The following is a 24266-nucleotide window of genomic DNA, read 5'->3' on the forward strand; positions in this document are numbered from 1 at the left end:
CCCCAGCGCCAAGAGTCCTGACGACCACTCACCGTGCCCCGCTTCAGGGCGCGTCCGGTCGGTGCCGGTCGGCGGGCCGGCCATGGGCGTGGGCGAGGTGACGTTGCAGCCGGATGTGCCGGAACTGGTACACGGCGCCGGTCTGACGCAACACGCCCCGGCGATAGGCGTCGTCGAGGAAGGCGGCGGTGTCCCAGGGCAGTTTGCCGGTGAGCGGCAGCCAGAACCGGGCCAGCGTCAGCCACTGCCCCCACGCGGTGAACACCAGGAGGTAGGTCGTCGCGCCGCCCAGTCCGCCGATCAGAGCCACCACCACCATGGCGTCCATCTGCCAGATCGGATTCCAGTGCAGCACCTGTTGCCACAGCTGGACTATGCCGTGCCCGCCGAGGGAGCAGCCGAGAGTAACGGCGGGAACCAGGAAGAGAAGCCGCTGGATCGCGATGGCACGGTTGACGGACAGCAGCCGGATCGGCGAGGCGGCGGCGGTGATGTCCATGGGGGCTTCGAACGCGGCGAGCAGCCCCAGGGCCACCCCGACCGTCAGGCCGAAGACCGTCCCGTAGGCCAGCATGTTGACGATCGCGTCGCTGACAGCCGGTTCCTGGGAGGAGCTGTTGGCGGATCGCACCAGGAAGTCACCCCAGGCCAACCCGGAGCCCAGTGCCGCCCCGCCCAGCAGCCCGGCCAGGAGGTGGACGAGCGCCTCGCGGGGTGGCCGGTACCCGGTCCGCCGGTGTGGCGCGGACAGCCTCAGTCGCACCTGGGAGGGGACGGCCACGGACCGGCCGAAGGCGGCCACCACGACGTGCACAAGGCTGAACGCGACCCCGGAGGACAGTCCGACCACCGCCACCGACCGCAGGTAGCCCGCCAGCCTGAACTCGAACGAGTACACGAAGACGTAGCCGAGGGGCTCTAGGAGCAGAGCGGCCAGCGACATGCACAGGGCGGACAACAGCGCGGTGTGCAGCAAGCGTGTCGGGAGCCGCACGGACTCGCCGAGACGCCACCAGGCGAGGTCCTGCCGCTCGCGCGAGCCGTTGGTCAGGTGGGAGGCGAGATACCCGAGCCAGCGCAACGCCTGGTCGGGGGCGTACTCGCGCCGCCCCCGGGCTGTGTCCAGCCGCTCGGGAGCGCGGTGTCGGTAGACGGTGGGCACGAACCCCGCCAGCAGGTGTTCCTCCAGGTGTCTCTCGGTGGGGAAGCGGGCGGTGTCGAAGAGTTCCGCGGGGTCCTGTCCCGGGGCCCCGCTGTACAGCGTCCGCGCCAGCATGACCATCAGCGGGGTGCTGAGGACCCGTCCGAGCCGTACGCTCGCCTGCGTGTCCTGCCTCCGCAGGCGCTCCAGGGCCGCGTCCCACACGCCCGCATCGTCGTGGCCACCGGAGGACATGACACGGCGGTCTGTCCGGGGGAGGTAGGCGTCGAGGTCATCGACGGTCAGTTCGGCGAGTTCGACGCACGCGGCCCACACCAGAGGTGAGTGCACTTCCCTGACCGCCTGGGCGTACTCGTCCCGGCGACTTGTCAGGATCAGGGGCAGGGAGGTCTCGTTGAGCGCGGCCAACGCCGGCCCGCGCAGTCCAGGGGCGAGTTCGTCGAAGCCGTCCAGGACCGGCAGGATCACGTCCGCGTCGACGAGGGCGGCGGCCAGCGTCGCCCCGTCAGGTAGCCGGCCGGCCAGATGGGGGTGGTCCTGCAGGAGGCGGTCGACCAGGAAGTCGCGCAGCCTGGTGCTGGTCGGATCCCAGGAGCCGATACCGAAGATCATCGGTATCCGGACCGGGGTGGCGGCGGCCGCGAGGAGATCGAGGACGAACGTGATGGCCAGGACCGACTTCCCCGAGCCGGCCCGCCCCAGGACGACCAGCCGCTGTGACGCGACCCCCTGGTAGGTGCCGACGACACCACGCAGATCGCCGCTGAGCCGCAGCTCCTGGGGCGCGGCTCCCGGCTGTAGGCGCTGGATGTTCTCTGGGAGGTCCATCAGGTCGGCGGGGGCCGGCCGGAACCGCACGGGCAGCGGAAACGGGTCGTGGACCCGGCGCTGCTGCTCCTCGCGCTGCCAGCGGCGCTTGACCTCACGAGCCAGCGAGGCGGCCGCGTCCGCGACCTCGTCGGCCAGCGGCCCGGCGGGAGCCCTGTCGGTCGGGACGAGGGGGGCGGGAAAGTCCCGCCGGTCGACCGGCTCCGACCGTGACCTGTCGAGAAGCGCGGTGAGTCGTTGCCGCTCCGAAGCGTCCAGCTCAAGCGCCTCCGCCAGCAGGTGCAGCGTCCTCAGCCGGAGATCGGGGGATCTTCCCGTCTCCAGCCGGCGAATCGTGCTCACGCTCACGGTGGAGCGCTCCGCCAGCTGTTCCTGGGTAAGGCGAGCGCGTCTACGGGCCTGGCGTAAGAGTGTGCCCAGCTCGTTGCTCACCTAGCTCCCACTTTCCACGGTCGCCACGAGGACAGGCCAGCCTAACGTGACGGCCGGTCACAGATGACCGGTTCCCGATGACCGGCCCCTGACCTGTTCTGTGAGCTGGGCGGACCCCCATGGTGGTCGAGCCGGCGGACCCGTCGGTCACCTCGCATCAAACGGCTCTGCTCCGACGCGGGTCACCGAACGCACGAACGGCGTCCGTGACGGGAGATCCCGCTCAGGGCCGCTGCGACGAAGTGACCGGTCAGGGCCTGCCGAACGGGAAACGCTTCCAGAGGAACGGAAACCATGGCAATCGCACGGAACAGCAAGATGCTCGTCCCCGTCGTCGGCGCTCTGTGCGCGTCGATGCTCGCACTGACGAGCCCGGTGGCTCATGCCGACACGACCGCCGAGGAACACCCCGCCACACTCGCGGCGCTCCGGGCGTTCCAGGCGGCGGCTGGCCCGGGCGCCGCGGTCTACGCCGGTGACAGCGGCGAGACCTGGACTGTCTCGGCGGGTACGGGAACCGTCAACGCCGACCGACCCATCAGCTCGGACGAACACTTCCGCATCGGCAGTCAGACCAAGACGTTCCTCGCGACGGTGGTGCTGCAACTCGCCGAGGAGGGCGGTGTCTCGCTGGACGCACCGATCGAGGACTACCTGCCGGGCGTGGTCACCGGCAACGGCTACGACGGCACCCTCGTCACCGTGCGCCAACTGCTCCAGCACACCAGCGGCATCGGGGCGTACTCGCCCTACCCCGGCCTGAACACGCCCCAGCCGGAACCGGACGGCTCCTTCAGCCTGGCGGCTCTGGTACGGCATGGGCTGAGTTCGTCGCCTCCGGCCTCCGAGCCGGGCGAGGGCTTCACCTACACCAACACGGGCTACTACATCCTCGGCATGCTCGTCGAGGAACTGACGGGGCAGCCGGTGGACCGGGCCGTGACCGAACGCGTCATCGAGCCCCTTGGCCTGTCCCGGACCGTCTTCCCCACATCCGGCGAGCACACCCTGCCGTCCCCGGCCGTCAACGGCTACCACGGCGTCCGGGTGGGCCCCGTCTACCTGTGGACGCCGGTGACCTCCTACTCCCCCTCCCTCTACAGCAGTGCTGGGGGAATGGTCTCCACGATGGAGGACCTGACCGCCTTCTACCACGCTCTGGACGACGGGGAGCTGCTCTCCGCCGAGAGCCTCGCTGAGATGCGCGGCACGCGGGTCGACGACAAGGACGTGGCCTACGGCCTGGGGATCATCAGGCACGATCTGTCCTGTGGTGGAACAGCGTGGGGCCACAACGGTGTCGTACCGGGCTACATGACCTACACCCTGACCACCGACGACGGCCGTCACGCCTCGCTGGTCACCAACTGGGCGGTCATGGTGGGGCATCGTCCGACCGCGCAGATGACCGAACTGATGGACACGGCGCTGTGCGAGGACGCACCGCAGCGTTCCTGACGCCTGGAAAACGACGCACGGGCCCCCGGCCCCTCGTTGACCCGGGGTTCGGGTGCGGCAGTTCGTGAAGCGAAGAGCCAATATGCCTGCTTCTTCAGCTGATCGGTGTTCCTGTCGGCCGCCGCACGGGGGGCGGCCGACAGGGCAGTCGGGACAGCTGCCGGAGAGGCCCCGGGTGGCAAGTGCCCTTGACCGCGCACCGGGCGTTCGCCGCGCGCCCGCTGTCAATGGTTCGCCACCCGCCCCCCGATGTCGAGGAGGTGACATGTCATACCGCTACCGGTGCGGCGAATGCTCTTATTCCGCTCGGTGGACCACCGAATCCGAGGCCGAGGACCTTGCCGCCGCCCATTACGCCCAGAGCCATCCCGGACTCGCTCCAGGAGGCGGCTCGGAACCCAACCGGATGAGCCGCAGGTCCCGCGGTTGCATCGCTGTGTTTGTTATCGCGCTTTTTCTGATTCTCGTCGTTGCGCTGTGAACGATCGACTCAATGCGAAGGGAACATCGTGGTGGATCTCAACACGCTCATCGGCCAGATCGCTCCGGCGGTCGGGGCGGCGGTGAGTGCCCATGGTGTCGGAGTGCTGAGCCAGGCAGAGGACGAGGCGGCCAGTGCGTCGGTGCGACTGGGACAACGGGTGCTCGTCCGGATTCCGAGCAGGGCCACCGATCCGGCCCCGGTCCGGGACGCGGTCGCCAACCTGGCAACCGCCGCCGGCGATCCGGACGCGCTCGCCTCGCTCCGTTGGCATCTTCTGCTGCCACGCGCCGGCGGGAGCAAAACGCTGGGGCAGCTCCACGGGCGCCTCGCCGGGTTGTTCTTCGGCAGGAACTTCCTGCGCGAGCCCGACGAAGCGATGCTCCGTACCGCCGTGGCCGGGACCACCGACCACGTCACCCTGAGCGACACGACCCTGAGCGGCGAGGACCTGTCCAGCCTGGTGGACACGTTCTCCGGTTGCACCTTTCTGATCACTTCCGAGGTCTCCCGGCTGCCCACACCCGCGATGTCCCAGCATGTGCAACCGTTGAGCCGCGCTGCCGCGGTCGAACTGCTCAGCGGCGAGCCTCGGTTGCCGCTCGGCCCGGTCGGCCTTCAGAACCTTCAGTTCGAGCATGTCTACGGCATGGCAGCGGCGGCAGTCGCCACCACAGCGGCGGCGGGGACCGCCATCGCGCTCGTCGTGGCGACGTCCGGCGGGAGCAGCGTGCCCGCCACCGCAGGCACCTCCGACGGGATCGCTTCGCCGGCCGGCTGCGCCGAGGCATACCAGGCCCACGACGCAGCCCTCCAGCGGCAGGTGAGCACGTTCGACGAACTGACGGAGCCTCAGCGTCGAAACACCACCGCTCTGCACGCCGCCGCCACGGCGACCGACACCTCGGTGAGATCCGCACGCACTCCAGGGCCCGGGCCACGGAGCGGGAGGCCCAGGCCGACTCGCCCCCCACCGCCGAGGACTCCTTCGGCCAGGACGTCCACCCCGACGTGACGGCGGCCGTCTACGACTCAAGAAGACGCGAAGCGACATCGAGACCTACCAGGTGATCATGAATGTCTGCCCTCCGCAGAACTGACTCCCCGACGCCCGCCCATCTTGCCGCCCGGTCCCGGCACGACTACCTCAAAAGTGAGAATCCTGCGTGGGCACACAACCCGGGAGAGGCCGGGTGGCAGGCGGAAGGACCGTTGACGCGTGGACAACAACGGTCAGGAGAAGACGAGAACCCCAGGTAGCGAGCACGAAGGACGATCCGTGCACCGGGCCCATCGAGCAGTGAGTACCGCAGGTCAGAAGTCCGATTACGTGGAGTCCGGGGGCAGTTCAACTCCCCACTCCGACACGGACTTTATCCCCGACTGGTACGGGTCGAGGCAGGCCTCGGCTCGCACCAGTTGTTTCTCGGGGTGGTAGGTCAGGGTCAGGCCCAGACTGCGGTAGATGTCGACCTCCGCTTCCGGGTCCGCCGTGGCGGGAGTCTTGCGGATCGATCCGAGCGGTTTGATCATGCTGTGGATCTCCTCCTTGGTCATCCTGCGCGAGGTTTCGGCTCGGTACGCTTGTGCCTTGGCGGTCCACACGGTGACGAGCTTGGGTCGGTGCCGGCTTCGAGGGCTTCTCGGTGGCGGGCGAGCGTCGGCCAGGCGGTCCGGGGTGAAGCCGCCTCCGAGCCAGTCGTCGAGCCGGGGCAGGAGGTCCGCCTCGTTGCGGTAGACGTTGCGCGGGTGGTCGACGGTCAGGCATGGGAGGACCCCAGATCCTGAAGATCTTCGGTGGGGCATCGCCCGGCGAAGGCGAACGTGGTCGTCATGCGACCCGCCTCCGAAACTGCTGTGGTGCGGCGCCGTTGTGGCCTTCCAGGTCCTGTTCCCCGGGGTTCCGGGGGCGCCGCTGGTGGGCGATCCGCAGTAGCCGCAGCAGTGCGCGGGCCGCCGGGTTGAATGACGGAGGCTGATCGGGCACCAGAGCCCTCAGTTCCCCAGCCACCCGAGCCTTGGCCGGTCGAGAGGAACGCGGCAGCGTCCGCAGGACGTGATCCGCACGTGACGCGTCCTCATATCGCGATCATCTGTAAGCGAATCGTGAGGGCCTGGTTTCGATGAGGTTGTCAATCCCGGCGCGTGGAGTTACCGGCCACAGACTGGAGCTAACAGCCCGCGCCGCCTTTCTCGGTAACAGACGAGCTTTCGGCGGCCTTGGCGGCAGCATCGGCAGTGGCCTGAGCAATCACCGGGCCGGCGACCTGTGGACGACCGGCGGTGCACGCAAGGCATCCATTTTGTCCTGTTACACCGGGGTCTTCTGACAACGGCTGCCGCCGGAACTGGGCTTCCGCTCCGGTCGGACCTGCTGACGCAGGTCGGGCCGGTGACACGGGGCCGGTGTCCTCGACCAGCTACACCGCATGCTCCTGGCCGAGTTGAACGTGGCCGGGAAGATCGACCGGACGCGAGCCTGCGTGGTTGTCTCCCCGCGAAGGTAAAAATGGGACGAGGCGACCGGCCCCTCACTCCGGTCGACGGCGTCCCACCGTCGCCGGCCGGGTCGGGCCACCCCCACAACCACCGTTGAGAACGGTCACTCGCGTCGCCACCATCGGGTGGTCACACGCACCACTGTTTGATCATGTTGATATTTGCGTGAAAGAAAGTTCGCTCCTGGGTATTTACGTCGTTGTAAGGCTGCGTCAGCCTGCCAGTGCGCACATCTTCGGCCTGAGAGCCGTCCCGCGCTCTCCCGACAAGAGGATCCCCACGTGAACAGACGCTGGCGCGGACCGAGTTCCGTCTGTCTGGCGGCGGCCCTGGCCGTGACCGCGGGGGCCTTCGCGCCCCCTGGCACGACCGACTCCAGTGCCCCGACCGATGCCCGGCCCGCCGGACGGCCACTCCAACCCACCAACGAAGACCCGCTCTTCGACCACGCCGAGAAGCTGGCCGGCTTTCCTGAACAGCAGTGGTTCGAGGGCTCCATCCCGTTTGTCGACCTGCCGGCGGACGAGGGCGGCGCGAGTATCGAGGAGATCTACTACTACCGGTGGTCCGTCACCAAGCGGATGCTCCGCTACGCCGGACCGCACGACGGCTGGTACGACGCGGTGTTCGTCTTCGGGCCCTGGATGGGACCCAACGCGATGCGCGACCTGAGGTGGCTCCGACACCCCGGCATCGTCGAGAACGACATCGCCACCCACCAGATCACCGAGGGCCTGCGCTACACCGACCCCACCGCCGACAACGTCCACCAGTACGCCCTGGCCACCGGCAGGACCGACCTGTTGGTCGACGCACTGCCGGACCTGGTGGACCAGTGGCACGCCAGGGACGACTACTTCGACGAGGAGGTCGGCCTCTACTGGCACCAACCCGTCTGGGACGCCACCGAACACACCATCGCCGCCAAGAAGACCGACTTCGTCGTGCCGATGGACGTGCAGTTCCCGAACCCCGAGGACTTCCTGCTACCGCTCCACGAGTTCTTCGGGGGCTGGGGCTACTCCACCCCGCTGAACACCGCGCAGGCCGCCGACGCCCGGGTGATCGCCGAGACCGCGCGGCTGGTCGGGGACGAGACGCTGGCCGAGGAGTTCGAACGGCGGTCCACGGATCTGACCGAGCGGATCATCGACCACCTCTGGGACGACGACCGCGACTTCTTCTACCACGTGATGCGGGACAACGAGGCCCAGGGCTATCTGGCGCCGGACGGCTCCGTCTACCCGGAGGGCACCGAGCTCTCCGGCCGTGAGATCTGGGGCTACTACCCCTGGCAGTTCGAACTCCTCCCCGACGACGCGCGGTTCGCCGGCGCCTGGGACTTCCTTGAGGACCCGGAGGGCTTCGGCACGCCCTACGGGCCGAGCACCGCCGAGGTGCGCGACCCGGACACCGACACTTCCGGCGCGTACTCCCCGGACAAGGACAACGGCAACTGCTGCCGCTGGGACGGCGCCGCCTGGCCCTACAGCCACGCTCGCACCCTCGTTTCCGCCGCCAACGCGCTCAACAGCTACGAGCAGTTGACACCGGAGGGTGCAGACGCCCCCGCCCTCACCGTCGACGACTATGTCGAGCTGCTGGACCGCTACGCGCGGCTCCAGTACAAGGACGGCGAGCCCTATGTGGCCGAGGCTGCCGACTCCGTGACCGGACAGTGGATCTACGACAAGCCCAACCGCTCGGAGCACTACAACGCCTATCCGTTCACCGACCTGGTGCTCAACGGGCTGCTCGGGGTGCGGCCCCAGGCGGACGAGACCCTGGTGCTGAACCCGCTGGTGCCCGAGGAGTGGACGCACTTCGCCGCCGAGAACATCCCCTACCACGGGCGGGACCTGGCCTTCGCCTGGGACCAGGACGGCAGCCACTACGGCCGCGGCGCCGGCCTCTCCGTCTGGCTGGACGGCGAACTGGTCGCCCAGGAAGCGGCGTTGGGCGAGCTGACCATCGATGTGGGTCCGACCGTGGTACCCGAGGCGGAGCCCCTTTCCACCGCCAGCCGCTACGACGGCTCGCGTGCCAACTTCGCCGCCGACACGCCGCAGGCGTTCCCCGCGTTCGACGCCTCCTACGCCGGCTATGACAACACCCGGGACGGTGGCGAGAACCGTCAGGCCGAGGAGGTGCGCAACGCCTTCGACGGTGCGCACCTCTATGACGACGACCTGGACTTCGCAAAGTGGTCCACCCGGGGCTCGCCGAACCAACAGGACTGGCTGTCCGTCGACTTCGGCACCGAACGGACGCTGGACGAGGCCCGGATCGCGATCTACCAGGACGAGGCGGTCGCCCCGCCGAGCGGACTGCGCCTGGAACGCTGGGACGGGGACGGCTGGGCACCACTCGCCGAGGCGGGGCCCGGGCAGCTGGTCGGCGACGACGTGCTCTCGCTGCCCTTCGCCGAGCCGGTGACGACCAGCCGACTGCGGCTCCTGCTGCCGGAGGGCGACGCGCCCGTCGGCATCACGGAGTTGGAGGCATGGGGCCCGGCCGAGCAGCTCGCCGAGCCGGTGAACTGCCCCAGCGCGGGCCCGCAGCACTACGAGGCCGAGCACGGCGTGGTCAACCTCGGCGGCAAACAACCGTCCGCCGCCGCCTGCGGTTACGGCGTCGTCGGCGGGCTGAACACCGAGCACGCCTACTTCGTCGACGACTGGTCTGCGGTGCGGCCCGGCGACTTCGGCGACACCAGGACCGGCCCGATGTGGCAGGGCTTCAACGGCACCAGCGATGTGAGCTTCTACGTCGATGTGCCCGAGGCCAGGACCTGGACCGTCCAGGTGCGCTATGCCAACGGCATCGCGGGCAGCGACGGGGCGTACTTTCTGTCGGTCAACGGCGGCGAGCGCACCCCCATCCAACTGCCCGCCACCGGCGGCTGGTCCGGCTCGGCGGACAACATCGCCACCGCCACCTTCGAGGTGGACCTGACCGCCGGGCCCAACACCATCACCTTCACCAAGGGGGCGGGCTTCGCCGAATTCGACTCCATCGATCTGGAGTAGACACCCCACACCACCCCCCGGCCTCGACGACGGGGCCACCCCGGCCGGCGGCCTCGGCCGGCAGGCCCGACGTGGGCCTATCGGCCGGGCCGGCCGGCTCCGTTGAGCCGGTGACCTTGTCCGATTCGGCCCGTTCGACCCTGCTGGTCGGACGGGCCGGGCCGGCGGGCTCGGCTGCGCCCTCTTGACCCATGGTGCGCGCAGCGGTGGTCGGGGCAGCAGCAGTGTCCTGGTCGGTCGCATCGGTCGTGCCCGTCGGACCCCGGCGCGCCCGAGCGGTGGATGCCGCTGCACCGAGGGAGTCCGCGGGGCTGGCCGCGCCCGGTATGCCAGCCGGCTTCTTCGTGGCGCCCATCCACCCGGTTGCACGGGCCTTACCAGCAACGCCGCCCGGCTCGGCCGCTTTTCGTGAACTCCGCGCACGGACCGCGCTGGTCGCACCGCCCGCGTCCCGGGTTCCCAGCTCACCACCCGAGCTGGCCGCCTCTGCCGGGCCAAGCGAACCCCGTCCATCCCACGCACCGACCAAGCTCGCCACATCCAGCGCGCCCCGCGCACCGCGCGTACCAGCGCTCGCCGCACCCCACGCGTCGGCCAAGCCCCGCGCACAGCACGGGTGTCACGCGCACCGTCCACCGCGCACACCGCGCGTACCGGCGCTCGCCGCACCGCGCGCATCGACCAAGTGCCGCACATCTCGCGGGCCCTGCGCCCCGCACCTACCGGCCAAGCCCCGCGCACGGCACAGGCGTCCCGCACACCATCCCGCACAGGCACCGCGTCCACCGCGCGCACCCCGCGCGGCGGGCAAGCCCCGCGCACCGCGCGCACGGCGCGGACCACGCGCACCCCGCCTGGCCTGGCTCGCGCAGCGAACCGCTGCCACATCCTCCGTCGGTCCGACATCGTCTCTCTCGTCTCCTCTCCGCTCAGCCACCCCCGGGTGGCTCCCAGACGGCAGCCACTCCGCTGGGCGGCCGCCCCGCCACCGTCACTTGCGGTTGCGCTACGCCATGGTATAGTCACTCTCAGTAATCAGCAAGCTCGACTCCGTTCCCTCCGACCGCAGTTGACCCCGGCGAGGGCCCCGCCCCGGCCCACCCGGGTCGCATCCATCCTCGTCCCATCTCGGAAAAGTTCAGAAAACCCTTTCCGGACCATTGACGAGGCCACCCACCCATCTCTACAACGTTGGAAACAACTCGTTGGAAAGCGCGCCGTTCGGCCCGAACCAGGGCCCGACGGTTGGCTCAACTCGCGCCGAGCCCTCCGACCCGCGATCACGTCGGTGCCGGGAGACGGAGCCAGAAGACGGACCGGGAAGGCATGACCAACAAGAAACTCTTCAGCAGACGACGCTGGCTCGGGATGACCGGCGCCGTCGCCCTGGGTTCCGCCGGGGTGGCCGGGCTCGCCGGCTGCACCGCGAGCGACGCGCCCGCCGGCGCGGAGGACGGTGACGATCCCGACCAGTACGCCGGTGAACGCGTCGACGGGCCCGAGCTGGTGGTCTGGGCGGACAGCTCCCGGGTTCCCGCGATGGTGGCGGCCAGCGCCGCCTTCAGCCGGGACTACCAGGTCAACGTCCGCTACCAGCCGTTGGCGTTCAACGACATCAACGCCAACTTCCAGAAGGCGGGCCCCTCCGGCGGTGGCCCGGATCTGCTCGACGGCAACATCGACTGGATGGGCACGCTCAACCGGGCCGGGCTGCTCGCCCCGGTCGAACTCGGTGCCCGCGCGCGGGACTTCGATCCCAGGGCGATCGACGGTTGGACCATGGACGAGACCCTGCTCGGGGTGCCGTACGCGGTCGAGTCGCTCTGTCTGTACCGCAATCCGAACGTGCTGCCGGAGCCGGTCGAGAGCTGGGACCAGTTCCGCGAGGTCGCGCCCGGCCTGTTGGAGCGCGGCGTCGAGTACCCGTTGATCATGGACGCGGGCAACGCGTACATGTGGCCGGGGGTGCTCACCTCGTTCGGCGGCTATGTGTTCGGCGAGCGGGACGGCGTGGTGGATGTCACGGACATCGGCCTGGACAGCAAGGGCGGTCTGGCTGCCGGCGCCTGGCTGGCCGAGATGGTCGCGGAGAGCTGGCTGCGCCCCGGCACCACCGACGACGTGGCGACCAGCGTCTTCGGCGAGGACAAGGCCGGGGTGCATCTCTCCGGGCCGTGGATGGCGCCGCGCTACGTGGAGTTGGGCGTCGACTTCGTGATCGACCCACTGCCCGCCGGTCCGGCCGGGCCCGCGCGGCCCTGGCTCTCGGCGCGCGGCTTCATGGTCAACCGCAACTCCGACCAGCTGGCGCTGGCCCGCACCTTTCTGACCCAGTACCTCGCGGACACCGGCCCGATGACCGCCATGGCCACCAAACTCAGCATGGAGTCGTCCTGGATGCCCACCCGCAGGGCGGATGACAACGACATCGTGGCCGCGCTGAGCGCGGCCGGCAGCGAGGCCCAGCCCATTCCGTCCGCGCCGGAGTTGGCCACCTACTGGGAGGCGGCCGGCGCGGGTCTGACCGCGATCCTCAACAGCCAGCAGGGCTCGGACGCGGCGATGCGCAACTCCGCGCGCCGGATGCGCAACGCGATCGAGGAGAGCTGAGCAGCCGCCATGACAACCACCCGAACACCCCCCAACCCCGGGAAATCTCCCCGGAAATCCCCCGGCAAGTCGCTCGGCAAGTCTCCCTGGAAGTCCCCGTTGGGACAGAGCCCGTTCGGGCGCCGGCGCGGCTCGGCCGCCTCGGCGGCGGCCAGCGCGCGCTCGCCCCTGGCCTGGACGCTGACGCTGCTCGCGCTGATGCTGATCGACACCTTCACCATCGTGGCGGTGCGGAGCTTCCTCGCCGAGGGCACGTGGTATCTGGCCGGCGCGTTGGCGCTGACCGTGATCGGCGTCAACGTGGTCGCGCTGGTGCCGAGTCTGGTGCCGATGCGCTGGCTGGCGCCCGGCATATCGCTGCTGGTGCTGCTGACCATCGCGCCCCAGGCGTACAGCTTCTACATCGCGTTCACCAACTACAGCGCCGACCATCTGCTGACCAGGTCGCAGGCGGTGGACGCGCTGGAGTCGGTCACCTATCTGCCGGACGACGGGCGCACCTACGACTGGCGGGCGTACGAGAACGACGCCGGCGAGGCGCTGTTGGTGGTCAAGCCGGGCGAGGACGCGGGGGCGGCGCCGCTGGTCGCCGCGCCGGGCGAGGAGCTGCGCACGGTCCGCGACACGGAGTTGAACGCGGACGGCTATCCGACCGAGGTCGACGGCCACCGGCTGCTGGACGTGCCGGAGACGGCGCGGGCGCTCGACGGGCTGACGGACCAGGAGTTCGGTCCCGAGGACACGCCGATCACCGTTCAGTCGATGGGCCTGGCCGGCGAGTACCAGCACCGTTACGCCTACGACGACGGGGTGCTGACCGACCTGCTGACGGGCCGCGAGTACGAGCCGGTCGAGGGCACGTTCACCACCGCCGACGGTCAGTTCGAGGTGTCGCCCTCGTTCCAGACCACCGTGGGCTGGGACAACTTCACCGAGGTCTTCAGCAACCCGGGCATCCGGGGGCCGCTGTTGGAGATCTTCCTGTGGACGATCGTCTACGCCGTGGTGGTGGTGGCCGGCCAGCTGGTGATCGGCATGATCATCGCGTTGGCGCTCAACAGCCGGGACATTCCCCGCAGGTTGGCGAAGTTCATCCGCTCGTTGCTGCTGCTGCCCTATGTGGTGCCGATGTATCTGACGGTGCTGGTGTGGGCGGCGATGCTCAACGCCAACCTGGGCATCATCACCGAGCTGGGCGAGACACTCTTCGGCCTGGACCGCAACTGGCTGGGCGATCCGACAATGGCGCGGCTGGCGCTGCTGGTGGTGACGTTCTGGCTGGGCTTCCCCTACTTCCTGCTGATCGTCTCGGGCGCGCTCCAGGCGATACCGGAGGACCTGCTGGAGGCGGCCCAGGTCGAGGGCGCCGGCTGGTGGGCGCGGTTCCGGCTGGTGGTGTTGCCGCTGCTGATGCGGATGATCTCGCCGTTGATCATCCTCGGCATGGTCAACAACTTCAACAACTTCGTGGTGACGTTCCTTCTCACCGAGGGCGGTCCACCCATGACGGACACGGACACGCCCGCCGGCTCGACCGACCTGCTGATCTCGTACACCTACAAGCTCGCGTTCGTCTTCGGCAACGGGTCCGACTACGCCCAGGCCGCCGTGATCACCATGATGATCTTCGTGGTGCTGATCCCCGTCGTGGCCTCGCAGTTCCGCCGGTACGCCGTCTGGGCAGAGGAGAACTGACATGGCGACCTCCACCCCCGTCCGCCGCGCGCCGCACCCCAATCCCAGGGCTCGCAGGCTGAAGCGCTGGCGTCAGGCCGGCATCGCCGTGATCCTGACCGTCTCGCTGGCCTTTGTGCTCTTCCCGCTCTGGTACGTGGTGGTCGCCGCGTTCGACGACACCGACGCGCTGGGCACCCAGGGCTTCTGGCCGAAGAACGCCTCGCTGGCGAACTTCCATGTCCTGGTGGACGATCCGACGTTCCCCTTCTTCCGCTGGCTGTGGAACACCCTCAAGGTGTCGTTCCTGGTCGCCGGGATATCGGTGGTCGTGACCACCATGTCGGCCTACGCCTTCTCCCGGTTCCGCTTCCGGGGCCGGCAGACGCTGATGCGGGCCATCGTGCTGGTCCAGCTCTTCCCCAACCTGCTGGCCCTGATCGCTCTCTACCTGATGGTGCAGGAGGCCGGGAGGCTGCTTCCGGTGCTGGGTCTGAACAGCAACTGGACGCTGGTGCTGATCTACCTCGGCGGTGTGCTGGGCGGCAACGTCTGGCTGGTGAAGGGGTATATCGACTCGCTGCCCAAGGAGTTGGACGAGTCCGCCATGGTGGACGGCGCCACCCACGCCCGGATCTTCTGGACCATCATCCTGCCGCTCGCGCGGCCCATGCTCGCGGTGATCGCCGTGCTGTCCTTCGTCGCCACCTATGGCGAGCTGATCGTGGCCAGCGTGTTGATCACCGACGCCCCCGAGATGACCCTGCCGGTCGGCATGTGGAGCTATCTCAGCGGCGAGTACACCAACCGCTGGGGGCCGTTCGCCGCCGGCGCGATCCTCGCCGCACTACCCGCCCTGCTGTTCTTCTACCTGCTCCAGGACTGGCTGGTGCGGGGACTCACTTCCGGAGCCGTCAAATCGTGACCGCCAACCCCACACCCACCGCCAACCCCACGCTCAACCCCACGCCCACCGCCGAGCCGACCCCCGTCGACCCACCCACTGCGCCCGGCGTCCGGCTGCGGCAGGCCGATCCGGCGCGCGTCCGGCTGCTGCCGGGGCCGTTCGCCGAACGGGCGGGCCACGCGGCGGGTGTCTACGGTGGGCTCTCGCCCGCCGATGTGCTCAAGGGCTTCCGCCGCAACGCCGGCCAGCCGGCGCCGGGCAACGATCTGGGCGGCTGGGCCAGCCGCACCACCGAGGCCACCTTCGGCCAGTGGGTGGGTGGCCTGGCCCGGCTCGCCCACACCCTGGGCGACACCACGCTGGCTGCCCGCGCCGTGGAGCTGGCCGACGGCTGGGCGGCGACGCTGCCCGCCGACGGCGACGCCCGGATGGCCACCTACGGTTGGGAGAAGGCCGCCTGCGGCCTGGTCGACGTCGCCGAGTACGCCGGCCACCAGGACGCGTTGCGCGCACTGTCCCGGATCACCGAGGCAGCCGCCCGCACGTTCGACCGCACCCGCAGCCCGGCCACCCGCACCGACCGCGACGGCCGGCTGCCGTACGGCACGCTGGAGTGGTACACGCTCGCGGAGAACCCCTACCGCGCGTTCACGCTGACCGGGGACACATCGTTCCGCGACTTCGCCGAGCTGTGGCACTACGACGCCTACTGGGACGCCTTCGCCACCCGCCCCGAGCCGGGGCAGCCGTGGGACGTGCCGGTGTGGCTGCACGCCTACAGCCATGTGAACACGTTCTGTTCGGCCGCCGAGGCCTATGTCGCCACCGGCGACCGCCGGATGCTGGACATCGCCCGCAACGGTCTGGAGTGGACGGCCGAGACACAGTCCTACGCGACCGGCGGCTACGGCCCGGGCGAGTGGTCGGTGCCGGACGACGGCTCGTTGGGCCGGGCGCTGGAGTGGCGCACGGATTCGGCGGAGATCCCGTGCGACACGTGGGCCGTCTTCAAGCTGACCCGTCGGCTGCTGCCCGCCACCGGCCAGGCAGCGCACGCCGAGTTGGCGGAACGGCTGCTCTTCAACGGGATCGGCGCGAGCCTGCCGATCCGCCCGGACGGCCGTTCGTACTACTACGCGGACTATCGACTGGGCGGACAGTCCACCAAGTTGCGGCACTGGGACGCCTGGCCCTGCTGCTCGGGCACCTATCTCCAGGCGGTGGCGGCCGTGCCCGATCTGATCTTCTGGCCGTCGGACGACGGGATCGCCGTCGCGCAGTTCCTCCCCGCCGAGATCCGCTGGTCCCATGCCGGGCAGGAGGTCACCCTGCGCCAGCACACCCTCTTCCCGGAGACGGACACCACCGAACTGCGGGTGGAGAGCGACAGTCCGGTCACCCTCACGCTGCGGGTGCGCATACCGTCCTGGAGCGAGGGCTTCGGGTTGCGCGTCAACGGGGAGCCGGTCGCCGGGTGGGACGCGGCGTACGGCTGGGCGCTGGTCACCAGGGAGTGGCAGCCGGGGGACCGCCTCCAGGTCACCCTGGGCGCCACCCTGCGGGCGGAGGCCGTGGACCGCTTCCATCCGGAGCGCGCCGCGCTGCTGCACGGCCCGGTGGTGCTCGCCCAGGAGGGCGTCTTCTCCTCGCCGTTCGCCCTGCCGGGCGCCGCCGCCGACCCGACACTGCTCGCCGCCGCGCTCACCCGGGTGGATCCGGACGACGGGGACGGCCCGTTCGCCCCCAGGCTGCGCTACCAGCCCACCGACCGGGGCGCGGAGGAACAGCCGGTCGGCCCGTTCCGGGCCCTGGCCGGCGTGAAGGAACGCTGGCCGCACCGGGTTTACCACGATCTGAACGCGCCACGATTCCTGTGAACCGGCATGGTGGAGGGGCGCCCCCGACGGGCTCGCCCCTCCCCCACGACCGCCCCCCGCCCCCCACCCCCGTCCAGCGTCCCCGAAGGCCCGACACAACCCCCTTTACCGGGTACCGATTTACCGGGTACCGAGCAAAACCGAGCACCGAGTACCGAGCACCAAGCACCCCGCACGGAGGGACCCCAACGTGCCGCACCACCGGCTCACCGACCTCTACCCGCGCGAGAAGCTCGCCACCGCCCTTCCCCCACCGGGCGGTTGGCGCCCGCTGCCGCCCGCCGCCGACCGCGCCGCCTGGGGGCGGGTGCCGGCCTCGACGCGCGGCCGGCTGCTCGACCTCACCGCCCGGCACCTCGCCGACGAGCTGCCGCCGCTGCCCGCCGACGGTTTCACCGCCTACGGACGGACCGGCGACCGCCAGCGCTACGAGCACGCCTACTTCGCCCGCCGCACCCGGCTCAACGCCGCCGTCCTGCGTACCCTGCTCCTCGGCCCCGGCGCGGCGAGCGCCGAACTCGACGCCGTGGTCCGGCTGATCTGCGCCGAGCTCACCTGGTGCCTCCCGGCCCACGAACTCGGCCACAGCGCCCAGGGCGACCCCGCGCCCGACCCCACCCGGCCCACCGTCGACCTGTTCGCGGCCGACACGGCCGCCCTGCTGGCCCACACCCGGCTGCTGGTCTGCGACGAGCTCCCGGCCGAGACGGAGCGCGTCCTGGTGCGCGAGGTCCGCGCCCGGGTGCTGGCGCCGTTCCGGGAGCGGGACGACTGGTGGTGGCTCGGCCGCTCCGGCGAACGGCTCAACAACTGGACCAGCTGGATCGTCTCCAATGTCCTGCCCGCCGCCCTGCTGCTGGAGGAGAGCGCCGACACCCTGCTGGCCAGCGTCTCCCGCGCGGTCGACACGCTGGACCGCTATCTGGCCTGCGCCCCGGCGGACGGCGGCTGCGACGAGGGCATCTGGTACTGGTGGCGCTCCGGCGCTTCCTACTTCGAGTGCCTGGAGAACCTCGCCGACGCCACCGGCGAGCAGGGCGCGTTCGCCCTGCCCGGCACGGCGGCGCTGGCCCGCTATCCGGTCACCGCACACATCGCCGGCGACTGGTACGTCAACTTCGCCGACGGCCGGCCCCTGTTGGGCCATGTCGAGCCGGGGCTGCTGCACCGCTACGGCGTGCGGGTCGGCGAGCCCGAGGTGGCCCAGCTCGCCACCGCGACGCCGCCGGCCGGTTCGCTGGCCGCCCCCGACGTCTCCCTCGCGCGGCTGGTCACGCCGCTGCTCGACGCCGACTGGCAGTCGGCCGCCGAGCGGCCGGGGAGGGCGCCGCTGCCCAGGCAACGCTGGCTGCCCGATACCGAGTTGCTGGTCGCACGGGAGCGCGCGGGCGACCCCGAGGGCCTGTTTCTGGCCGCCAAGGGGGGCCACAACGACGAGTTCCACAACCACAACGATGTGGGGTCCTTCGTCCTGGCCCATCGGGGCCGCCCGGTCGTCATCGACCTCGGCGTCGGCACCTACAGCCGCCAGACGTTCGGCCCGGACCGCTACGACATCTGGACCATGGGCTCGGCCTGGCACAACCTCCCCCTGGTCGACGGCCACCAACAGGCCTCCGGCGCCCGGCACACCGCGCGCGAGGTGACGGCCACCCTCACCGACCGCTCCGCCACGCTCTCCCTCGACCTGGCCGCCACCTGGCCCGACGAGGCCGGCATCGAGCGCTGGGACCGCACGTTGACGCTGCGCCGCGCCGCCGCCGACACCGGCCCCGCCGAGGTCTCCGTCACCGACCGCTGGCGGCTGTCCTCGCCGCCCGAGGCCCTCGCGCTGCACCTGGTGACCACCCACCCGGTGGACGTCGGGCCCACGCCCGGCAGCCTGCTGCTCGGCGCCCCCGGCCATCGGGTGCTGCTGGGCTACGACGCCGCCGCCTTCTCCCTCGAAGCGGAGGAACGCGCCGTCGACGACGCCAAGTTGGCGTCCGTGTGGGGCGCCACCGTGCACCGGGTGCGGCTGATCGCCACCGCCCCCGCCGCCGAGGGCCACACCCGGCTCACCTTCCGCGCCGCCGACACAGGCGCGGCCGACACAGGCGCCGCCGACACCGGGGAGCACGCCGATGCCGACTGACCCGCCCGCCCCCTACACCGGCTGGACCAGGCGCCGGTTCGAGGAGCACGCCGATCTGCTGCTGCGCGCGGTGCGCCCGCACGCGTCCGAGGCGCACGCGCTGATCCTGCCGCCGGGGCCGCACAGCGTCTCCGGCGAACGCAGCGACGGCCTGGAGGGCTTCGCGCGCACCTTTCTGCTGGCCGCGTTCCGGCTCGCCGGCGCGCGCGGCGACGACCCGCTGGGCCTGGCCGACTGGTACGCCCGGGGCCTGGCCGCCGGCACCGATCCCCACCACCCGGAACGCTGGCCGTCGTTGGTGAAGGTGCCGCAGGCCAGGGTGGAGGCCGCCTCGGTGGCGCTCGCCCTGCACGAGACCAGGCCGTGGCTCTGGGACCGGCTCGACGACGGCGTCCGGCAGCGCGTGGTGGCCTGGCTCTCCGGCTGCCTGGGCCTTGAGTACTACGCCACCAACTGGCTCTGGTTCCAGAACATCACCGAGGCGTTCCTCGCCTCGGTCGGCGCCGACTGGAACGAGGAGGACGTCGAACGCAACCTCGCCACCCACGAGAGCTTCTACCTCGCGGACGGCTGGTACGGGGACGGCGGCCGCACCCATATCGACCACTACAACGGCTGGGCGCTGCATCTCTACCCGCTGTGGTGGACGGCGATGGCCCCCGACCATCCGGCGGCGGCCCGCCAACGGCCACTGTGGCGGGAGAGGTTGCGGCAACAGCTGGCCGATCTGGTGCACACCGTCGGCTCCGACGGCGCCCCGCTGCACCAGGGCCGCTCGCTGACCTACCGGTTCGCCGCCGCCGCGCCGTTCTGGGTCGGCGCCCTGCACGACGCGACGCCGCTGGCCCCCGGGCTCACCCGCCGCGCCGCCGTCGGCATCGTCAAGCACTTCGCCGACCACGGGGCGCCGGCCGCCGACGGGCTGCTCAACCTCGGCTGGCACGCCGAGCATCCGGCGATGAAGCAGTACTACTCGGGCCCCGGATCGCCCTACTGGGCCAGCAAGGGCATGGCCGGACTGCTGCTGCCGCCCGACCATCCGGTGTGGACGGCGCCCGAGGAGCCGCTGCCGGTGGAACTCGGCGACACCCGACGGACGATCCGCCCGGCCGGCTGGCTGCTGCGCGGCACCCGCGCCGACGGGGTGATCCGCGTCTACAACCACGGCGCCGACCACGCGGAGCCCGGCCGGCCCGGCTGTGACGACGCGCTGTACTCGGCGATCGGCTATTCCGGGGCGTCGGCCCCCGGCAGCCGGCGGGCGGCGCATCTGGCGCCGCTTGAGTCCACGCTCACCCTGCTGGACGACGCCCAACGCCCCTCGCATCGCCGCGCGTTCCGGCTCGTCGCGCTCACCGAACACACCGCGGTCTCGGTTTCCCGGGCGCACTGGGTGGTGATGGGCGAGCAACAGCTGTTGCACGAGGCGCCGTTGCAGCTGACGGACGGCCCCGAGCTGTGGCTGGCCTCGGTGGTGCGCGGCCCGTGGGAGGTGCGGCTCGGCCGGATCGCGCCGGGGCCGGCTGCGGTTCCGTTCCGGCTGCGGGTCGGCGGCTGGTCCCTGGCCGGCGCGCGGGAGCCGGCGACGGAGACGGCCGCCGGGCGGGCCCTGGTGGAGAACGGGCGCCTCGCCTCGGTGCTGGTCGCGCTGCACGGCTTCGACCTGGCCGGCGTCGCCACGTTCACCGACGACAATCCGATGGGCCCGCACAGCGCCGTGCCCTGGCTCGCCACGGCCGAGCCCCGCGCGCCGGGCTCGCCGGTGGCCGCCCTGGTGGGCCTCGGCGCCGGCCTGACAGACGTCCGACCGCCGGACATCCACGTCTCGTTCGGGGCCGACGACCCGGCCGAGGCGCTCGTCGAATGGCCCGAGGGGCGGCGGGACACCGTCCGCCTCGGGCCCTGACGAGAGGGAACGGGGGCCCGGGAGGGCCAATGCAGTTGCTTTGAGTACCCGCCCGCGTACCCGCCCACTTCACTGGGCTCCTCTGCGCTTCGGCTTCGCCGCCGCGGGCGCTCGCAGCCATCACCCGCAGCTGCCATGCCCCGGGATACACTGCCGCGCCGCACCCCGACCGGAGGTCATCTCAGTGTTCCCCGCACGGGTACTCGCCGTCGCCCCGCTGGCTCTGGTGATTCTCGCCCTGTCCGGCTGCTCTTCCTGGGTCTGCACCGACACGACGGCAGAGCGCGGTAGGGCCGGTGTCCGGGTGCAGATCGTGGACACGGATGGGCAGCCTCTCGGCGTCACCGCCGCGGTTGTCGACTGGAGTCTTGAGCCCCACCCGCAGGTGCCATCCGAAGGTGACAAGGTCCACTTCCGCTTCCGCTTCGACGGCGCCGACGAATACTCCGACCCCGCAGTGGACGCCTGCGCGGTCGACAACAAGCACGTGACGTTGGGGTGTCAGAGGGTTTCCTCGTCCCAGGCGTTCGGGCCGGCCGAAGATCCCCTCACGGGCGATGACTGGCTCGGCGTCGAGCACCCCGAGCAGGTTGCCGAAGTGCTGTTCATCCCCAACGACCAGTCCTACGACCGCCCCTCCTGCAAAGTGGACGCCAAGGACGGTGGCGGGATACATCCACCAGGGCCGCCCAGCAGGGGGGACCAGCTGTAGGGAGGTCAAGGCGGTTGAGCGCGAGGCACGGGTCTGCCGGCGCCCCGGTGTTTGCGCCGTGCCGGGACGGTACGCTGCGCCGGCGATCCGGACACGGCGGAGGTAGGAGAGCCTGTCGGCATCCAGGTCGGGCCATGGGCACCGGACGTGGTGAAGGCGTGGACGAATTCGACCGACCAGAACCCGCGGTCGGCGATGACGAGATCCCCGGGGCCTGTCGAGCTGGCCAGCGGATAGGCAAGGCGCCGTTCGCTGTCCCGGTAGCCGCCCGGACCGGCGTCGAGGATGGCGTGGGTGCCGATCTCCGCGAGCACGGCGGCTCGCACCTGCGGAAAGCCGAACGGCGTCCCGCCTGTGGAGGGGCCGTCGAAGGTGTCGCTGTTGCCCACCGAGTCCGGCACGTCGAACTGTGTGCCCTACCAGTCCCGAAGGCCGTCCAGCGCCAGGAGGCGCAGACCACGCCACCACGCGCCCGGCGTCTCCGGGACCGCCGGCACCCCGCGCCCCCGCCCCTCCACGAGCAGGTCAACGGACCAGCCAGCTCAGAAGCAACTGCATTGGCCCGGGAGGGCCCGGCTCCGGGCGCGGCGGTGGTCCCGTCAGCCGGCGAGCGGGATCCACACCTGCATGGGGCCCGGGGTGCGGTTGGCCCAGAGGTGGTAGGGAAGCGCGGTCAGTTCGACGCGGCGCGGCGCGGTGGTCTCCGCCCGGGCCTGGCGGTAGAGGGGCGCGTCGGGGGCCGGTGCCGGTCGGGCCCAGCCGGGGCCGTGCAGGGTGACCGTGCCATCCCACAACTCGGGGCGCTGACGGACGGTCCACTCCGCGTCCACGTCGACCGAGACGTCCCGAATATCGACCTCCGGGTGGTCCATCTGTTCGAGACAGAACACCAGGGGGCCCCGGGTGAGCGCGATCCGCCCGTGCGTCGCCCGCACCCGGGGATGCGCGGCGAGTGGCCGCACCGGCATCGCGTAGGCGCCGGTCAGCCGCTCGCCGGCCCGCCAGCGGCGCCGCAGCACGGTGAACCCGTCCGCCGCCTCGACCGCCGCCTCGACCCCGTTCACCGACCAGGCCACGGGGCCCGCCCAGGCCGGCGCCGGCAGCGCTATCCCGCACGCCTCCTCGGGCGCGCGCACCACCTCCACGGCCACCGCGCCGTCCAGCGGATAGGCGGTCGCGATCCGCAACTCCAGTGTGCCGCCTGCCACTTCGGCCGTCACCGTGCCCTCGGCGAGCAGCAGCGTCCACAGCGTGTCGTCGCCCACGGCGTGCGCGTACGCCGGCAGGCTCGCCACCAGCCGGGCCAGGTTCGGCGGACAGCAGGCGGTGCCGAACCACGGGCTCCGCCGGTGCCGGCCGTTGTCCGCCAGCGGGTTGACATAGAAGAACTCCTCGCCGTCCTGGCCGAGCCCGGAGAGCAGCCCGTTGTGCAGTACCTCGTCCATCGCGTCCCGGTACTCGCCGGCGCCGGTGCGCAGGAACATCCGCCACGCCCACTGGAAATGGGCCACCGAGGCGCAGCTCTCCGCGTACGCCCGTTCGTCGCCCAACTCCCAGCGCTCGCCGAACGCCTCCCCGTCGTGCCGGGAGCCCGCGCCGCCCGTCACATAGCGCTTCCGGTCGGCGAAGTCCCGCCAGAGCGCGTCCACGGCCTCCGCCAACGGCGCGATCCCCGTGGTCCCCGTCGTCCCCGTGGCTTCCGTCGTTCCCGACGTCTCCGTGACCACATCCGTGGCGCCCGTGTACAGATACAGGGCACGCACCGCATGGCCGGTGACCTCCCGCTGCTTGTGCAGCGGCGCATGGTCGAGGTGGTACTCGCGGCCGCCGATCGCCGCCGGGCTGGCGCCGTGCTGGTCGATGAACCACCGCGCCTGGACGAGGAAACGTTCCTCGCCGGTCGCCCGCCACAGCTCGACCAGCGCCGTCTCGTACTCCGGATGCCCGTCGGCGCCGGGGCGGCGGCCGGGCCCGAAGACCGTCCACACATGGTCGACGAACCGGATCGCCACCTCGACCAGCCGCCGCTCCCCGGTGGCCCGCAGATGTGCCACCGCCGCCTGGACCAGATGGCCGCCGCAGTACATCTCGTGCTCGTCGCGGATATTGGTCCAACGACGGGCGGCCCGCTCGTTCATGAAGTACGAGTTGAGATAGCCGTCGTCCTGCTGGGCCGCCTCCAGGATGCTCACCATGGAGTCGATCCGGGCGCGCAGTTTCTCGTCCTCGGGGGACTCCGCGAGCTGCCAGCAGGCCGCCTCAAGCCATTTGAAGACGTCCGAGTCGGCGTAGTACTGGCCCTGGAAGTCCGCCACCGGATCACCGTCGAGCAGCCCGCCGGCCCGGCGCAGGTTGTCCACCGCGCCGCATTCCTCGCACCGCTGGTGGATGATCTCCAGCGTCACCTCGCGATTGCGCTCGCGCACCCGTGCCAACGGGCCGCCGGTGAGCGTGGCGGCCCGCAACGGAACGGGCGTCCGCAGCGCGCCCGGCGCCCCCCGGGGGTCGGCGGGCGCGGCGAACGGGGTCTCGGCTCGTGCTCTGGACATGCCTCAAC

The 24266-nt window shown here is 71.0% G+C and carries 14 protein-coding genes; 10 read left to right on the top strand and 4 right to left on the bottom strand.

The features are described 5' to 3' along the window. Nucleotides 1-43: 43 nt before the first annotated feature. Nucleotides 44-2422: a helix-turn-helix domain-containing protein gene (locus tag AOM46_RS22645; RefSeq protein WP_062214464.1), complete on the bottom strand. Its 2379-nt coding sequence runs from the start codon at nucleotides 2420-2422 to the stop codon at nucleotides 44-46. Between the two features lie 294 nt (nucleotides 2423-2716). Between AOM46_RS22645 and AOM46_RS22650 the strand changes: the two genes are divergently transcribed. After that, nucleotides 2717-3880 carry a serine hydrolase gene (locus tag AOM46_RS22650; protein WP_067226489.1) on the top strand — a complete coding sequence of 388 codons (1164 nt, stop codon included), beginning with the start codon at nucleotides 2717-2719 and terminating at the stop codon, nucleotides 3878-3880. 512 nt (nucleotides 3881-4392) lie between these two features. Continuing rightward, nucleotides 4393-5376, top strand: coding sequence for a hypothetical protein (locus tag AOM46_RS22655; protein WP_062214465.1), 984 nt, complete (start codon nucleotides 4393-4395; stop codon nucleotides 5374-5376). A 311-nt stretch (nucleotides 5377-5687) separates the two neighbouring features. On the opposite strand, the gene AOM46_RS22660 is transcribed toward AOM46_RS22655, so the two are convergent. Beyond that, nucleotides 5688-5918 (bottom strand): hypothetical protein, encoded by a 231-nt coding sequence (locus tag AOM46_RS22660; RefSeq protein ID WP_062214466.1) that lies wholly within the window; start codon nucleotides 5916-5918, stop codon nucleotides 5688-5690. A gap of 1223 nt (nucleotides 5919-7141) precedes the next feature. On the opposite strand from AOM46_RS22660, the gene AOM46_RS34165 reads away from it, so the two are divergent. From AOM46_RS34165 to AOM46_RS22700, 8 genes are all read left to right on the top strand, one after another. Next, a complete protein-coding gene (locus tag AOM46_RS34165) occupies nucleotides 7142-9889 on the top strand; it encodes a glycosyl hydrolase family 65 protein (protein WP_062214467.1) in 2748 nt (915 codons plus the stop codon). 1326 nt (nucleotides 9890-11215) lie between these two features. After that, nucleotides 11216-12499: an extracellular solute-binding protein gene (locus AOM46_RS22670; protein WP_062214468.1), complete on the top strand. Its 1284-nt coding sequence runs from the start codon at nucleotides 11216-11218 to the stop codon at nucleotides 12497-12499. 99 nt (nucleotides 12500-12598) lie between these two features. After that, nucleotides 12599-14194, top strand: a complete 1596-nt coding sequence (locus AOM46_RS22675; RefSeq protein ID WP_062214469.1) for an ABC transporter permease subunit — start codon at nucleotides 12599-12601, stop codon at nucleotides 14192-14194. A 1-nt stretch (nucleotide 14195) separates the two neighbouring features. Continuing rightward, nucleotides 14196-15098: a sugar ABC transporter permease gene (locus AOM46_RS22680; protein ID WP_062214470.1), complete on the top strand. Its 903-nt coding sequence runs from the start codon at nucleotides 14196-14198 to the stop codon at nucleotides 15096-15098. Then, a complete protein-coding gene (locus AOM46_RS22685) occupies nucleotides 15095-16957 on the top strand; it encodes a beta-L-arabinofuranosidase domain-containing protein (RefSeq protein WP_062214471.1) in 1863 nt (620 codons plus the stop codon). Before AOM46_RS22680 ends, AOM46_RS22685 begins: the two co-directional genes overlap by 4 nt. 190 nt (nucleotides 16958-17147) lie before the next feature. Continuing rightward, a complete protein-coding gene (locus tag AOM46_RS22690; RefSeq protein ID WP_062214472.1) occupies nucleotides 17148-19091 on the top strand; it encodes a heparinase II/III family protein in 1944 nt (647 codons plus the stop codon). Further along, on the top strand, nucleotides 19081-20997 hold the full coding sequence (locus AOM46_RS22695) for a DUF2264 domain-containing protein (protein WP_062214473.1): 1917 nt from the start codon (nucleotides 19081-19083) through the stop codon (nucleotides 20995-20997). Before AOM46_RS22690 ends, AOM46_RS22695 begins: the two co-directional genes overlap by 11 nt. A 184-nt stretch (nucleotides 20998-21181) precedes the next feature. After that, the gene (locus AOM46_RS22700; protein WP_199824046.1) at nucleotides 21182-21709 is read left to right on the top strand and encodes a hypothetical protein; all 528 of its coding nucleotides are present in this window, start codon (nucleotides 21182-21184) and stop codon (nucleotides 21707-21709) included. Nucleotides 21710-21714: 5 nt separating this feature from the next. On the opposite strand, the gene AOM46_RS22705 is transcribed toward AOM46_RS22700, so the two are convergent. Together AOM46_RS22705 and AOM46_RS22710 are read right to left on the bottom strand one after the other, a co-directional pair. Continuing rightward, nucleotides 21715-22110 carry a hypothetical protein gene (locus AOM46_RS22705; protein ID WP_062214474.1) on the bottom strand — a complete coding sequence of 132 codons (396 nt, stop codon included), beginning with the start codon at nucleotides 22108-22110 and terminating at the stop codon, nucleotides 21715-21717. Nucleotides 22111-22308: 198 nt separating this feature from the next. After that, the gene (locus tag AOM46_RS22710) at nucleotides 22309-24258 is read right to left on the bottom strand and encodes a glycoside hydrolase family 127 protein (RefSeq protein WP_062214475.1); all 1950 of its coding nucleotides are present in this window, start codon (nucleotides 24256-24258) and stop codon (nucleotides 22309-22311) included. Nucleotides 24259-24266 lie beyond the last annotated feature (8 nt).

Origin of the sequence: Streptomyces sp. NBRC 109706, assembly GCF_000974485.1 — a bacterium.
Lineage (GTDB): Bacteria > Actinomycetota > Actinomycetes > Streptomycetales > Streptomycetaceae > Streptomyces.

Bases quoted from the DNA above. Each gene is read 5' to 3' on its own strand.
- AOM46_RS22650 (WP_067226489.1), top strand. From the start codon at position 2,717: ATGGCAATCGCACGGAACAGCAAGATGCTCGTCCCCGTCGTCGGCGCT.
- AOM46_RS22660 (WP_062214466.1), bottom strand. From the start codon at position 5,918: ATGACCAAGGAGGAGATCCACAGCATGATCAAACCGCTCGGATCGATC.
- AOM46_RS22670 (WP_062214468.1), top strand. From the start codon at position 11,216: ATGACCAACAAGAAACTCTTCAGCAGACGACGCTGGCTCGGGATGACC.
- AOM46_RS22680 (WP_062214470.1), top strand. From the start codon at position 14,196: ATGGCGACCTCCACCCCCGTCCGCCGCGCGCCGCACCCCAATCCCAGG.
- AOM46_RS22695 (WP_062214473.1), top strand. From the start codon at position 19,081: ATGCCGACTGACCCGCCCGCCCCCTACACCGGCTGGACCAGGCGCCGG.
- AOM46_RS22710 (WP_062214475.1), bottom strand. From the start codon at position 24,258: ATGTCCAGAGCACGAGCCGAGACCCCGTTCGCCGCGCCCGCCGACCCC.